Origin of the sequence: Pseudomonas sp. ACN5 (assembly GCF_002303975.1) — a bacterium.
In the GTDB taxonomy this organism is placed as follows: domain Bacteria; phylum Pseudomonadota; class Gammaproteobacteria; order Pseudomonadales; family Pseudomonadaceae; genus Aquipseudomonas; species Aquipseudomonas laurylsulfatiphila.
In genome coordinates this window covers 61350-74136 of record NZ_MRCP01000019.1, presented here as the reverse complement: position 1 = coordinate 74136, position 12787 = coordinate 61350, and the positions used below count along the sequence as shown (strand labels likewise).

The following is a 12787-nucleotide window of genomic DNA, read 5'->3' as shown; positions in this document are numbered from 1 at the left end:
CACCGCCCTGACAACAATTGCCCGCAATGAGGAGATTGCTAGTTCCTTGGTACAGGGTGGGAAGAGATGGACACAAGATTTTTGAACAGCACCGGCCCCCTGTAGGAGCGAGCTTGCTCGCGATGGACTCAAGGACACCGCTGGGTGTCAGGCTGCCAGCGTTATCATTATCGTCCATCGCGAGCAAGCTCGCTCCTACAGGGGATTTGGGTCGGCTATTTGCTGGCAGAATCCACCCGCGTCATCCGCTCGCGCTCGTAGCGCGGGTACAGATGACTGACGCTGCGGATCAGTTCATAACGGCTCAGGCTGATCCCGGCGAAGCGTTCGGGGATGGGGCTGCGGATCATCTCGGCCATATCACTGCCATTGGCCGCGCCGTCGCGCATGAGCTGATCGAGCCAGCTCAGGTAATCGCGCATCTGCTCGAAGGGTTGTGGGTCGCTCGACACCGGCCCATGGCCCGGCACGACCTGCGTCCAGGGCAAGCCTTGCAGGGTCGCGATGTCCGCCAGCCACACTGACAACCCCGGACTGTTGGGCGTGGTCAGCGCCCGCTGATAAAACACCAGGTCCCCGGCATACAGCACGCCGGTTTGCTGGTCGAGAATAGCCAGATCCGCGCCCGTATGCCCACCCAGGCTCAGCAGACGCAGATCGTGATTCCCAAAACTTTTCACACCAGGTGTCAGCGTCTGCGTCGGCAGCACCACTTCGGTGCCACGCATCCAGTCGCCGACCATCCGGTACATATTCTCGGCCATGGCATCGCCTTGCCGGTGCAACAGTTCGGTGGTGCCGGCCAGGGCGCCGATCGGCACGTCGGTGAAGGCTTGATTGCCCAGCACATGGTCCGGGTGGTGATGGGTCAGCAAGACCTCGATCACCGGCTTGTCGGTGGTGGCGGCAATGGCCTTGCGCATCGCTTCGCCGTAACGCCGGGACGGCCCGGTGTCGATCACTACCACACCGCGTTCAGTGACGATAAACGCGGTGTTGACGATGTTGCCGCCGTTGGCCTTGGCGAAATTATCGGTGCTGCCTTCGAGCAGCCAGGTGTCCCGGGCGATCTGCCGGGGCTTGAGTGAGTAGTCGAGATCGGCCAGGGCCGGCAGACTGACGCATAACACCATCAACAGGATCCAGCGCATGCCACGCTCCTTGGGGTCAGGGGATCGACGCATCGAACTCATTGCCACTGTTGTCCCGCAGTAACAGACGTGTTTGCCCTGCCCCCTCGATGTCAAAGGCCAGGTTGGGGTTTTCGCTGACCGCGGGGAACAGCTCCAGCCAGGCCAGCACGTGTTGGTTGTGGTCACGCAGCTCGGCATGGTTGATGAAGAATTCCGGAATGCCGCTGACCATGCCGTTGTCCATGGGGTGGGCCACCTGCAAACGCAAACGACTGAACCCGTCCCGGGGATAGCGCCCGCCGAGCACTTCGCCGATGTGTTCCTCCCAGCCCGGCTGGGTGCGCACCACACTGGGCGCGGTGCAACCGCCGCCTGCGGCGTCAATCAGGGTCGAGCCGACATGCCACAGCCCGTCGCGGGTCAACACCGCCGCGCGCAGGGGCGTGGCCTGTTCGATGCGAATGCGCAACGACAACCAGGGCAAAACCGAATCCAGCGGCTGGAAGTCGACGATTTTCGGCAACGGATTCAGTTCTGCCCAGGCGAGGATTCTTACCACCTCGCCCTTGAACGCCCGGGCGTCGATTTCCAGCGGCACCTGCCGGGCATCTTCGGCAAACGGCGGCGCCAGCAGCTTGACCCGTTCATCGAAAACGAACGGCGCATTGCCCAGAAACTGCTGGTGATAGAAAGCCCACATCACCGATGGCACCGGGTCTTTGCCGGGATCGATAGCGCCAGCCTGTGCCGCCAGGCTCAACCAGCAGGCCAACAGACAACTCCCTCGCCATTTCATCGCCTGCTCCTTATTGATACATCTCGGGCACGTCGTATTGCAGGCCGTAACGGCCGTAGATGGTCTTCACCGAACCCTCGCGGATCAGGCCTTCGAGCGCTTCTTCCACGGCATAGGCCAGTTGCCGGTTGCTTTCGTGCACCGCCATGCCGATTTCCCAGAGCTGCTTGCCCATGTTCGGGTAGGCATTTTCTGCCAGCGCCAGCTGCGGATCGGCCGCTTCGTGCACTTGCCAGTCGATTTCGCCGCGCATGGCCATCACCGCGTCGACCTCGCCGGCCTTCATCGCGGCAAACGCCTGGGGCACGCCCGGATAGTGATGGGTCTTGCCGGCGAGCATGCCGTTGAACACCGAGGTCAGGTAGAACGACGGCACGCTGTCGACTTCGACACCAATCGGGTGCTGCTCGAACACCGCGACGCTGGCGACCTTGTCCAGCCTTCGGCGGTCATAGGCCACCTGCCATTGTTCGTTCTGGTACGGACCGAACATCACCACATGGCCGTTGACCAGTTCACCGAGCTCATTGCGCTTCTGCGCGTAGTCGTGGTCGTAGGGCACGCGCATCATCAGGTCGGCCAGTTGCTGGTTGTGCAAGGCACTGGCACGCCAGATGTAATCGCGCAGGTCGTCGTCGAGCTTTTCCCCGGCCGGCGCCCAGATCAGCGTCAGGCGCACGCCGAGCGCCTTGGCCAGGGCTTCGGCCAGCTCGACATCGACACCCTGGGGTTTGCCGGCACGTTCAAAGCTGTAGGGGGCGAAGTCCTTGTAGACCGCCACCTTCAGCTCCCCGGCGGCGATCATTTCGTCGTAGTTGCGAACCTGCGCCTGCGCCGCCTGGCAGCACAGCCACAGAGCACTGATCAACACCGCGAACAGGCGCATGGGTCACTCCTCGACGTGCACAGTGTCCAGATAAGTGCGCACCGCCCACAGGGCTTCCTGGCTCAGGTAGTCGGCCATCTTCGGCATGTACACGCGACCGTCGCGTACCGCGCCATGGCGCACCCGTTCGGCGAACCATTCATCGCCCGCCTCGCCGACATCGAGCATGCGCAGGTCGGGGGCGATACCGCCGGACTTGGCCTCCAGGCCATGACAGGCCGCGCAGTTCTGGGTATAGGCCGAAGCGCCGATTTCCACTGCCTTGTCGTGTTCCGGGGCGGTGCGATACGGGTTCACCGCGGCCCAGCCATCGGCATCGAGCTGCACACCGGCATCTTTTATCGGGGTCAGGCCCTGGGTGGCGACAGCCTGTGGTACCACGTTGCCGTGGGCCCAGACCGAACCTGCGCTGATCAAACTGGCCAATAGACCGGTCACGAGCAAGGCGTTGCGTTTTGTTGTCATTGTCATGCCCTCTGGATTGCACGCAAAACCTCTTGGCAGAGGCTATGGCAGCCATCTTAGAAAGCCCTGCGCCCAGACCCCATGCTGCTTTGGTGGTCGCCACCTACTCCCTTGGTCGTAAGGCGATCGTGGGACACCGGACGCGGGCCCTGGAGCCGGTCGACGCCGATCAGGGTCAGGATCAGCAGAAACGGCAGGAGCAGTGCTTTGACGATACGCATGGTCAATCCCCTCCAGATCAATGGCCGTGGTTGCCCATGCTAGAACCGCGCCGTGCGTGGCGGGCTACTACCTTGGTACTGGCCCTTCGGTACTTTCTGCATATTTTCACTGCACCCCAGGCTTCCTATGCTGGCGCTAACGGTCATGGAGAGCCTTATGCGCCAGCTTGCCCCTTACGCCCTGATCTACCTGCTGGCGATTGCCTGCGCCGCCGGCCTGGCCACCCAAAGCCAGGCCGCCGATGCCCCCTTGCAGGTGCGGATCGGCTACCTGGGTTATCGCCCCGACCCTGGCCCATTGTTGTCCAACGTCATCCCCGAACCCACCGATGCCGGGCTGCGCGGTGCCGAACTGGCGATCACTGACAGCAACAGCACCGGGCGTTTTCTCAACCACGGCTACAGCCTGGTCAGCGCCAGCGTCGACAGCCCCGAGGCCTTGCTCGAAGCGGCGAAGACTCAGCACGAACAAGGCCTGCGCCTGTTTGTGGTGAATGCCCCCGCGACCAGCCTGCGCCAATTGAGTGCGGCACTGCCCGACAGTTTGCTGTTCAACGCCGGCAGTGCCGATGACAGCCTGCGCACCACCGATTGCCTGCCGAACGTGCTGCACACCTTGCCGAGCCGGGCGATGCTCGCCGATGCGCTGGCGCAGTTTCTGGTGTTGCGCAAATGGCAACGGGCGCTGCTGATTGTCGGCCCGACGCCCGACGATCAAGCCTATGCCGCCGCCCTGCGCCGCGGGGCCAAGCGTTTCGGCTTGCAACTGGTGGCGGAAAAAACCTGGAGCTTCGATAACGACCAACGCCGCAGCGCCCAGGCCGACATGCCGCTGTTCACCCAGACCGCCGAGTACGACGTGGTACTGGTGGCCGATGAACGCGGCGACTTCGGTGAATACGTGCCCTACCAGACCTGGTACCCACGCCCGGTCGCCGGCACCCAGGGCCTGACCCCGGTGGGCTGGCACAAGACCGTGGAAACCTACGGTGCCGCGCAGCTGCAAAAACGCTTTGAAGCCCTGACCGGGCGCTGGATGAATGACCGCGATTTCGCCGCCTGGATGGCCGTGCGCAGCATCGCCAGTGCCGTGAGCAAATTGCGCCAGGCCGAGCCGATGGCAATCCGTACCCTTGAAATCAGCGACCAGTTGCCCCTCGACGGTTTCAAGGGTCGCAAGCTCAGCTACCGGCCGTGGAACGGCCAGTTGCGCCAGCCGATTCCCATCGTCCAGCCCCGGGCGCTGGTCAGCACTTCACCCCAGGACGGCTTTCTGCACCCGTTCAACGAGATGGACAGCCTGGGCTACGACAAACCCGAGGTCAGCTGCCGCTTTCCCTGATCCGAACATCACAACAACAAGGAATCCGCCATGCGCCGCACCCTGCTCTCGTGCACCTTGCTGCTCGCCGCTGGCCATGCCGTTGCCAGCACTGCCTGGGTCTCTAACGAAAAGGACAACAGCCTGAGCCTGATCGACATGCAGACCCTGCAAGTCACCGACACCCTGCCCGTCGGCCAGCGCCCCCGGGGCCTGCTGCTGTCCCATGACAACAAGCTGTTGTACATCTGCGCCAGCGACTCGGACCGGGTCCAGGTGATGGACGTGGCCACACGCAAGATCATCAAGGAACTGCCCTCGGGTAAAGACCCCGAGCAATTCGCCCTGCACCCGAACAACCGCTGGTTGTACGTCTCCAATGAAGACGATGCGCTGGTCACGGTGATCGACACCGAGACCTCCAAGGTGCTCGGCCAGATCGATGTCGGCGTCGAGCCCGAGGGCATGGCCGTCAGCCCTGACGGTAAGTGGGCGGTCAACACCAGCGAAACCACCAACATGCTGCACTGGATCGACACCAGCACCCAGACCCTGGCCGACAGCACCCTGGTGGACCAGCGTCCGCGCTTCGTCGAGTTCTCCCCCGATGGCGCCAAGCTCTGGGCCTCGGCGGAAATCGGCGGCACCGTGACCATTCTCGATGTAGCCAGCCGCACCGTGCTCAAGACCCTGAACTTCCAGATCAAGGGCGTGCACCCGGACAAGGTCCAGCCGGTCGGCATCAAGCTCAGCGCCGATGGCAAGTACGGCTTCGTCGCACTGGGCCCGGCCAACCATGTGGCGGTGATCGATGCCAGGACCTTCGAGATTCTCGATTACCTGCTGGTGGGTCGACGGGTCTGGCAGATGGCGTTCACCCCGGATCAGAAGCAGTTGCTGGCCACCAACGGCGTCAGCGGCGATGTCTCGGTGATCGATGTCGACAGCCTCAAGGTCAGCAAATCGGTGAAGGTCGGGCGCTATCCCTGGGGCGTGGTGGTGACGCCATGAACGCCCTTGAAGTCAGTGACCTGAGCTTTGCCTACGGCGCCCGGGAGGCCTTGCGCAAAGTGAGTTTCAGCCTGGAGCCCGGGCGTTTCGCCGCGCTGCTGGGGCCCAACGGCGCCGGCAAGTCGACCCTGATTGCCCTGTTGACCCGGCTCTATGATCTGCAGCACGGCGAGATCCGCGTCGGTGGCTGTTCATTGCGCAGCGCGGCACGCCCGGCGCTCAGGCAATTGGGCGTGGTGTTCCAGCAGAGCACCCTGGACCTGGACCTCAGCGTCGAGCAGAACCTGCGTTATCACGCGGCATTGCATGGCCTGTCCCGGCGCCAGACCGACCTTCGGGTCGACGCCGAACTGGCCCGCCAGGCCCTGACCGAGCGCCGCCGCGAACGGGTGCGCGAACTCAATGGCGGCCATCGTCGCCGGGTGGAAATTGCCCGCGCCCTGTTGCATGAGCCGCGCCTTTTGCTGCTCGATGAAGCCAGTGTCGGCCTCGACCCGGCGAGTCGCCTGGCGCTCAACCAGCACATCCGCAGCCTGTGTCGCGAGGAGCACATCAGCGTGCTCTGGACCACCCACCTGCTCGACGAAGTGCAACCCAGCGATGACTTGCTGATCCTGCATCAAGGCCGGCTGGTGGCCAGCGGACAGGCCGATGCGCTGAGCCTGGAGCACGGCGGTGACCTCGGTTCGGCCTTCACCCGCCTGACTACATCGGGAGCTGCCCAATGAATGCTTACTGGCAATGTTTCAGCGGTATCGTGCTGCGCGAGTGGCTGCGCTTTGTGCTGCAACGCACGCGATTTCTCAGCGCCCTGGTGCGACCGCTGCTGTGGTTGCTGGTGTTCGCCGCCGGTTTTCGCGCGGCGCTGGGTATAGCGATCATCGAGCCCTACGACACCTACATTCCGTACGAGGTCTACATCATTCCCGGCCTGGCCTGCATGATCCTGCTGTTCAATGGCATGCAGGGGTCTCTGTCGATGGTCTACGACCGCGAGATGGGCAGCATGCGCGTGCTGCTGACCAGCCCTCTGCCCCGAACCTTCCTGCTGTGCAGCAAACTGGTGGCCACGTCACTGATTTCGCTGCTGCAGGTGTATGCGTTCCTGGCGATTGCCTGGGCCTATGGCGTGCGGCCACCGGCCATGGGTCTGTTGCTGGCGTTGCCGGCGCTGCTGCTGGTGGCGTTGATGCTCAGCGCACTGGGCCTGTTGCTGTCGAACGCGATCCGCCAGCTGGAGAACTTTGCCGGGGTGATGAATTTCGTGATCTTTCCGCTGTTTTTCCTGTCATCGGCACTGTATCCGCTGTGGAAGATGCGTGAGGCCAGCGAATGGCTGTACTGGCTGTGCGCGGTGAATCCGTTCACCCACGCGGTGGAGCTGGTGCGTTTTGCCCTGTATGAACGCTTCAATCCGCTGGCGCTGGCGGTGTGCACGGGGCTGACGCTGCTGTTTGCGTTGCTCGCCGTACTGACCTTCAACCCGCAGCATGCGGCCTTGCGCAAGGCGGGCTGACAACACGATTTAAATGTGGGAGCGGGCTTGCTCGCGAAGGCGGCGGCAAAATCAATAAATAAGTTGACTGACACTACGCCTTCGCGAGCAAGCCCGCTCCCACAGGGGGGATCTTCATTGAACAGGGTGAAATTACTACTTTAGTACTGGTTTCCCTGTCTATCGTCGCATTCCCAACGCCCCCCGACTGGCATGTAATAGGTCCATAACTATAAGGACCGACCCCATGCCACGTGCCCGACGTTGCCTGTTGCGCCCTGCTCTCGCCGCCCTGTCGCTGGGCCTGCTGCTAAGCACCGCCCAGGCCGACACTGCGCTGTTCTCCAGCGACGGCTATCGCATCGGCCTGTACCGCAGCCCGACGCCGGACCAACTGCAAGGCGCAACCATCGTCGATACCCAAGCCCTGCAAGCACTGCTCGGCCAAACCCCGCGCCCGCTGCTGATCGATGTCTACCGCCGCCAGTGGCTGCAAGGGCAATTCATCGAAGACCAGCCCCATGAAAACCTGCCCGGCAGCCATTGGCTGGCCAATACCGGTGACGGTGAGCTGACGCCGCAATGGCAGGACTATTTCGCCGCCAACCTGAAAAAGCTGACCGCCGGCGACCCGACGCAACCGCTGGTCTTCTATTGCCGCTCCGACTGCTGGTTGAGCTGGAATGCGGTCAAGCGCGCAGCCACCATGGGCTATAAGACCCTGTACTGGTATCGCGATGGCCTGGACGCCTGGCAAGCGGCCAATCTACCGGTTTCGCCAGCCAGGCCCGAACCCTTTCCCTGAGCTTTACGCGTGCGTGTTGTTGCCACACCATAATCAAAATAATGAGGTGAAAGGCCATGTACAAAATTCTGATTGCCGACGATCACCCGCTGTTTCGCGAAGCCATCCACAACGTCATCAGCGACGGTTTTGCCGGCAGCGAAGTGATGGAAACCGCCGATCTGGACAGCGCCCTGGCCCTGACCCAGGAACACGATGACCTGGACCTGATCCTGCTCGACCTGAACATGCCCGGCATGCACGGGCTCAATGGCCTGATCAACCTGCGTAACGAAGCGCCAACCATTCCGGTGGTGATTGTCTCCGCCGAACAGGACAAACAGATCGTGCTGCAAGCCATCACCTACGGCGCGGTGGGTTTCATCACCAAGTCTTCACCCCGCGCCCAGATGACCGATGCCATCCAGCAGATTCTCAATGGCAATGTCTACCTGCCCCCGGACATCATCCGCACCGCCAAAAGCAGCACCCACCGGCGGATGAACGACACCCCGAGCTTCCCGCCCGAACTGCTCCAGGCCCTGACCCGCAAGCAGTTGCAGGTATTGGAACGCATGACCAAGGGCGAATCGAACAAACAGATCGCCTACACCCTGGAAATCGCCGAGACCACGGTCAAGGCCCACGTCTCGGCGATCCTGCGCAAGCTCAACGTGCACAACCGGGTGCAGGCGATCCTGAGTGCCGGGGATATTGATTTCGGGTCTTATTTGCGGCGTTGAGTCATCAAGACCGCGGCGCGCCCTTCGCGAGCAAGCCCGCTCCCACATTTGACCGTATTCCAAATGTGGGAGCGGGCTTGCTCGCGAAGGGGCCGTCCCATGCTCCGAAGATTTCAAGGCCGGCCAAGCAAATGACTCATCGCCGTCTTCAGCTTCATCGGCCGCACCGGCTTGTGCATCAGGGTGTGGCCCAGTTCGCGGATCTGCTGCTTGAGTTCATTGCTGTAGTTGGCCGTGATCATCATCGCCGGGAGCGGTGACGCACGCCGGGCATTGATGCGCGCCACAGCGTCGACACCGTTGCGATCGTTATCCAGGTGGTAATCGGCAATCAGCAGATCGGCCTCGGCGTGGAAATTGTCCACTTGCCGCGCCAGGTCCTCCTCCGACAGCGCCGTCACCACCCGACACCCCCACCCCTCCAGCAAGGTGCGCATGCCGGCACAGATGGTCGCGTCGTTGTCCAGCACCCATATCCGCGCCCCCCGCAGGCGCTCGAGCATCGGCTCGCTCATCTGCAACGTGGGCTGCGGCTTCGGCGCGGTAGCGCTCAAGGGCACTGCGACCGAAAACATCGAACCCCGGCCCGGCCATGAGCGCACATGAATGGGATGTCCGAGGATGCCGGCAATCTTCTCTACGATCGCCAGGCCCAGGCCCAGGCCGCGATCCTGATCGGGCCGCTGCACATCGCCGCGCTTGAACTCCTGGAAAATCTCCTCCAGGCGATGCTCGGCAATGCCCATGCCGCTGTCCCAGACTTCGATCGTCAGGCACTCATGATGCCGCCGGCAACCGAGCACCACGCGACCACTGTAGGTATAGCGAATCGCATTGCTCAGCAGGTTGCGCAGAATCCGCGCCAGCAGCTGGATGTCACTGCGCACCAGCGCCGAACAGCCGATGAAGTGCAATTGCAGGCCTTCACTGCGCGCCACCTGGGTGTATTCGGCGGCCAGGTTGTCCAGCAGTTCACTGAGGGCGAACGGCGCAATGTCGGCCTTGATCACCCCCGCATCGAGCTTGGAAATATCCACCAGGGTGCCGAGCAGGTTCTCCACGTCTTCCAGGGAATTGCTCACGTTGCGCACCAGAATCTCGCTGGACATCGGCTCGCGCCGTTCCAGCAAGGCACTGGTAAACAGGCGCGCGGCATTCAACGGTTGCAGCAGGTCATGGCTGACGGCGGCGAGGAACTTGGTCTTCGACAGGTTGGCCTGCTCGGCTTCCTGCTTGGCCTCGCGCAAGCGTGACTCGACCAGGCGTCGCTCATCGATCTCGCGCAGCAGCTGGTCGTTGAGGGTGGTCAATTCCGCCGTGCGCTCGCGTACCCGCAGCTCCAGGTTCTGATACGCCTGATGCAGCGCCTCGGCGGTGCGGCGGCGTTCGGTGATGTCGCGGATCAGCACGAAAATCCCCACCACCTCGCCACTGGCCAGACGGTTGGGCACATAGGAGCGCAGCATGTAGCGCTCCTGGTTGTTGACGTTGGTTTCGGCGAACTCGAACGTTACGCTCTCGCCGGCCAGTGCCCTGGCCACGTAGGGCTCCAGCCGCTGGTAATGCTGCTCGCTGTGCACTTCGCGCAGGCTCTGGCCGAGCATCACGCCGCGGGGCCAGCAGTACCACTCTTCGTAGACCTTGTTGGTGAACTCGTAGACCAGGTCGGCATTGAGGTAGGCAATCAATGCCGGCACGTGATCGGTGATCAGGCGAATCCAGTGTTCGCTTTCACTCAGCGCCTCGGCGTGCTGGTAGCGCTCGGTGATGTCGGTGAAGGTGTTGACGAAACCGCCGGTGGGCAACGGATGGGTGCGGATTTCCAGGACCCGGCCATCGTACAGGCGCTGCTCGCATTCGCGCACCGGTCGTCCGTTGCCATCGCGACTGGCCGGGGTCAGCAGGTTCAGCTCGCTGTCGGCGATCACTTCGGCAAACGGGCGATGGGCCGCCACCGGCGCCAGGCCGCTCAACTCCAGGAACCGCCGGTTCCACAACTCCAGGATGCCCTCGGCGCTGACCATCGCCACCCCTTGGGACAGGTTGTCGACCGCCCGTTGCAACAGATGCGACTTCTGCGCCACCGCCTGCTCACGGCGTATGGTTTCGCTGAGTTTGACGTCGGTGATGTCAGTGAACAGGATCACCCGCCCTCCTTCCTGGGTCGGGCGCTCGCTGACTTGCAGCCAGCGCCCGTTCTGCAGGCGGTAAAGCAGGTTTTCGTCGGCATGCCCGCGCGGCTCTTCGGTGAACAGGGCGTTGTTCATCATCAGCCGCTTGACCTCGGTCAGGCGCATGCCGGCGTTGATCCGCACCCGGCTGTTGCTCCAGAACGCCTTGAAGCGACTGTTGAACAGCACGATGCGCTGGTCGGCGTCAAACAGCACGAAGGCGTCGGAAATGCTTTCGATGGCATCGATCAGGTGTTGGTGCGCCGTTTCCGCGCGCAAACGGGCTTCGCTGAGCAAATGATTACCGGCCTTGAGTTCGGCCATGGCCTGGTTCAGGGCATCGGTGCGTTCGCGCACTTGCTCGGCCAGCACCACCGAATGCTGGAATGCCGCGTACGGATCGTTGCCGCGGGTTCCCCCGGACTCGACCCGCTCGATCAGCGCGCCATTGATGCGCTGCAGTTTGTGGTTTTCCAGGCGCAGCCCGGCCAGCTCGGCCTGCAGCTCAGCGATGTCCTGGGGCACGGCCACGGGCAATGGCAACGCCGGTGAAGGTCTGGTTGATGTGCATGCCATTGAACTGTTCTCCATAGGTGTTGAAACCCATCACCCGTTGCTCACGCAAAAAACCGCCGATCTGATCAAGACTGCCGTCGTCTTCGAGTTCCAGACGCCGCAGGAAACAGTCGCAACCGATGGTCAGCAGCAAATCGCCCAGGCGCTCCTGCAACCCTTCGAACAGGCGCTGCAGGTTCGGCAGCATCGGCCCCGGGGTCATGGCGGTGAGGACGATGCCGTTTTCCACGGCGCAGTAGAAACTCAGGCTCAGGTCCGGATGCACCTGCTGGATGGCCCGCACGTAGTATTGCTGGTTGATCCGCACCGCCAACGGGTGCGCGGCAAAGACCCGGTGATCAAGCTGCGCCACCGGCACGCCGATGTGCCGGGCGTACTCCTCGGCAGCCGGCTCGGCATTGAGCTCGAAGACCCGGCGCAAGGTGCTGTCGGCCCCGGTGACCACCAGCTTTTCGGCGCGGGGCAGCACGTGGTGGGTGGTGAACACTTCGAAATCCAGCCAGGTATTGACCAGCACCACCACGGCCGCGCCGCTGTGGAACTCGCCATCGAAGTACACATGGGTATGGGTCAGGTAGTTATCGTCGCCGGCCGAACCGCCGAAATGCGGAATGTCGCCCAAGGCCGCACTCAAGGCTGCCAGGACCATTTCTTCACGACTGGACAGGCCATCGAGCAGGGTCAGGGCAAAGCTGTTGCCCTTGATCGGGGCCAGGGTGTTGCTGCGACAGCCACTGACCAGGCGCTCGACCATTTGCTGGGCGTCGATCAGGCTGAAGTGTTCCATCTGGTCGATCAGTTCGATCGAGATGGAAAAGTGCCGGTGGTCGAAGCCCACCGCCGTCACGCAATTGCGCCCATAGCCCAGCGGGGTGATTTCCCCGGCGCTGGTGCAGCCCGCCAGGCGAATGCCACCGAAGCTTTGCTGCAAGGCCTGGCCCAGCGCCTGCAAGTCGTATTCGGCGGAACAGAAGAACAGCACGAACCCCAGGTGCGGGTGCAACAACTGTCGTGCCAGTTCCTGCGCGACCTGTCGGGCATCGGTGGCCTGGGACATTGCACTGACGACGCCTTCGCTCTGCTGCATCCTTACCTCCCGCAGGTGCGTGTGTATGAGGCACGAGTGTACGAAGTCTGTGGGGTGCGACGAATGCTACTTGGGTAGCGGGTAGCCGCTTCGATGGG

General features: G+C 62.7%; 13 protein-coding genes. 6 read left to right on the top strand and 7 right to left on the bottom strand.

Going from position 1 to position 12787, the window contains the following annotated elements:
• Window positions 1-215 precede the first annotated feature (215 nt).
• The 5 genes from BSF40_RS27350 to BSF40_RS32815 are packed head-to-tail and all read right to left on the bottom strand — an operon-like array spanning window position 216 to window position 3501.
• On the bottom strand, window positions 216-1151 hold the full coding sequence (locus tag BSF40_RS27350; protein WP_095967643.1) for a quinoprotein relay system zinc metallohydrolase 1: 936 nt from the start codon (window positions 1149-1151) through the stop codon (window positions 216-218).
• A gap of 16 nt (window positions 1152-1167) precedes the next feature.
• Window positions 1168-1929 (bottom strand): quinoprotein dehydrogenase-associated SoxYZ-like carrier, encoded by a 762-nt coding sequence (locus BSF40_RS27345; protein ID WP_095967642.1) that lies wholly within the window; start codon window positions 1927-1929, stop codon window positions 1168-1170.
• Between the two features lie 10 nt (window positions 1930-1939).
• Window positions 1940-2815 carry an ABC transporter substrate-binding protein gene (locus BSF40_RS27340; RefSeq protein WP_095967641.1) on the bottom strand — a complete coding sequence of 292 codons (876 nt, stop codon included), beginning with the start codon at window positions 2813-2815 and terminating at the stop codon, window positions 1940-1942.
• Window positions 2816-2818: 3 nt separating this feature from the next.
• Entirely contained in the window at window positions 2819-3280 is a 462-nt protein-coding gene (pedF, locus tag BSF40_RS27335; RefSeq protein WP_015095433.1) for a cytochrome c-550 PedF, read from the bottom strand.
• Window positions 3281-3336: 56 nt separating this feature from the next.
• Entirely contained in the window at window positions 3337-3501 is a 165-nt protein-coding gene (locus tag BSF40_RS32815) for a hypothetical protein (protein ID WP_172435761.1), read from the bottom strand.
• A gap of 157 nt (window positions 3502-3658) precedes the next feature.
• Here BSF40_RS32815 and BSF40_RS27330 point away from each other — a divergent pair, with 157 nt between their 5' ends.
• From BSF40_RS27330 to BSF40_RS27305, 6 genes are all read left to right on the top strand, one after another.
• Window positions 3659-4843, top strand: a complete 1185-nt coding sequence (locus BSF40_RS27330) for an ABC transporter substrate-binding protein (protein WP_095967640.1) — start codon at window positions 3659-3661, stop codon at window positions 4841-4843.
• 30 nt (window positions 4844-4873) lie between these two features.
• Window positions 4874-5833, top strand: a complete 960-nt coding sequence (locus tag BSF40_RS27325; protein ID WP_095967639.1) for a YVTN family beta-propeller repeat protein — start codon at window positions 4874-4876, stop codon at window positions 5831-5833.
• On the top strand, window positions 5830-6561 hold the full coding sequence (locus BSF40_RS27320) for an ABC transporter ATP-binding protein (RefSeq protein WP_095967638.1): 732 nt from the start codon (window positions 5830-5832) through the stop codon (window positions 6559-6561). The genes BSF40_RS27325 and BSF40_RS27320 overlap by 4 nt, the downstream gene beginning before the upstream one ends.
• Window positions 6558-7349, top strand: a complete 792-nt coding sequence (locus BSF40_RS27315) for an ABC transporter permease (RefSeq protein ID WP_095967637.1) — start codon at window positions 6558-6560, stop codon at window positions 7347-7349. Before BSF40_RS27320 ends, BSF40_RS27315 begins: the two co-directional genes overlap by 4 nt.
• Before the next feature lie 226 nt (window positions 7350-7575).
• The gene (locus BSF40_RS27310) at window positions 7576-8133 is read left to right on the top strand and encodes a PQQ-dependent catabolism-associated CXXCW motif protein (protein WP_095967636.1); all 558 of its coding nucleotides are present in this window, start codon (window positions 7576-7578) and stop codon (window positions 8131-8133) included.
• Window positions 8134-8189: 56 nt separating this feature from the next.
• Complete coding sequence (locus tag BSF40_RS27305; RefSeq protein ID WP_007976602.1) at window positions 8190-8855, top strand: response regulator transcription factor; 666 nt, start codon at window positions 8190-8192, stop codon at window positions 8853-8855.
• Window positions 8856-8968: 113 nt separating this feature from the next.
• On the opposite strand, the gene nahK is transcribed toward BSF40_RS27305, so the two are convergent.
• Complete coding sequence (gene nahK / locus BSF40_RS27300; RefSeq protein ID WP_095967635.1) at window positions 8969-11602, bottom strand: hybrid sensor histidine kinase/response regulator NahK/ErcS'; 2634 nt, start codon at window positions 11600-11602, stop codon at window positions 8969-8971.
• Window positions 11532-12689 (bottom strand): nitric oxide-sensing protein NosP, encoded by a 1158-nt coding sequence (gene nosP, locus BSF40_RS27295; protein ID WP_095967634.1) that lies wholly within the window; start codon window positions 12687-12689, stop codon window positions 11532-11534. Before nosP ends, nahK begins: the two co-directional genes overlap by 71 nt.
• Between the last annotated feature and the right edge of the window lie 98 nt (window positions 12690-12787).

Excerpts from the sequence above, each read along its gene's own strand:
- BSF40_RS27340 (WP_095967641.1), bottom strand. The coding sequence starts at position 2,815 with ATGCGCCTGTTCGCGGTGTTGATCAGTGCTCTGTGGCTGTGCTGCCAG.
- BSF40_RS27330 (WP_095967640.1), top strand. The coding sequence starts at position 3,659 with ATGCGCCAGCTTGCCCCTTACGCCCTGATCTACCTGCTGGCGATTGCC.
- pedF (WP_015095433.1), bottom strand. The coding sequence starts at position 3,280 with ATGACAACAAAACGCAACGCCTTGCTCGTGACCGGTCTATTGGCCAGT.
- BSF40_RS27350 (WP_095967643.1), bottom strand. The coding sequence starts at position 1,151 with ATGCGCTGGATCCTGTTGATGGTGTTATGCGTCAGTCTGCCGGCCCTG.
- BSF40_RS27325 (WP_095967639.1), top strand. The coding sequence starts at position 4,874 with ATGCGCCGCACCCTGCTCTCGTGCACCTTGCTGCTCGCCGCTGGCCAT.
- nahK (WP_095967635.1), bottom strand. The coding sequence starts at position 11,602 with ATGGCATGCACATCAACCAGACCTTCACCGGCGTTGCCATTGCCCGTG.
- BSF40_RS27310 (WP_095967636.1), top strand. The coding sequence starts at position 7,576 with ATGCCACGTGCCCGACGTTGCCTGTTGCGCCCTGCTCTCGCCGCCCTG.
- BSF40_RS27345 (WP_095967642.1), bottom strand. The coding sequence starts at position 1,929 with ATGAAATGGCGAGGGAGTTGTCTGTTGGCCTGCTGGTTGAGCCTGGCG.
- BSF40_RS27305 (WP_007976602.1), top strand. The coding sequence starts at position 8,190 with ATGTACAAAATTCTGATTGCCGACGATCACCCGCTGTTTCGCGAAGCC.
- nosP (WP_095967634.1), bottom strand. The coding sequence starts at position 12,689 with ATGCAGCAGAGCGAAGGCGTCGTCAGTGCAATGTCCCAGGCCACCGAT.
- BSF40_RS32815 (WP_172435761.1), bottom strand. The coding sequence starts at position 3,501 with ATGCGTATCGTCAAAGCACTGCTCCTGCCGTTTCTGCTGATCCTGACC.
- BSF40_RS27320 (WP_095967638.1), top strand. The coding sequence starts at position 5,830 with ATGAACGCCCTTGAAGTCAGTGACCTGAGCTTTGCCTACGGCGCCCGG.
- BSF40_RS27315 (WP_095967637.1), top strand. The coding sequence starts at position 6,558 with ATGAATGCTTACTGGCAATGTTTCAGCGGTATCGTGCTGCGCGAGTGG.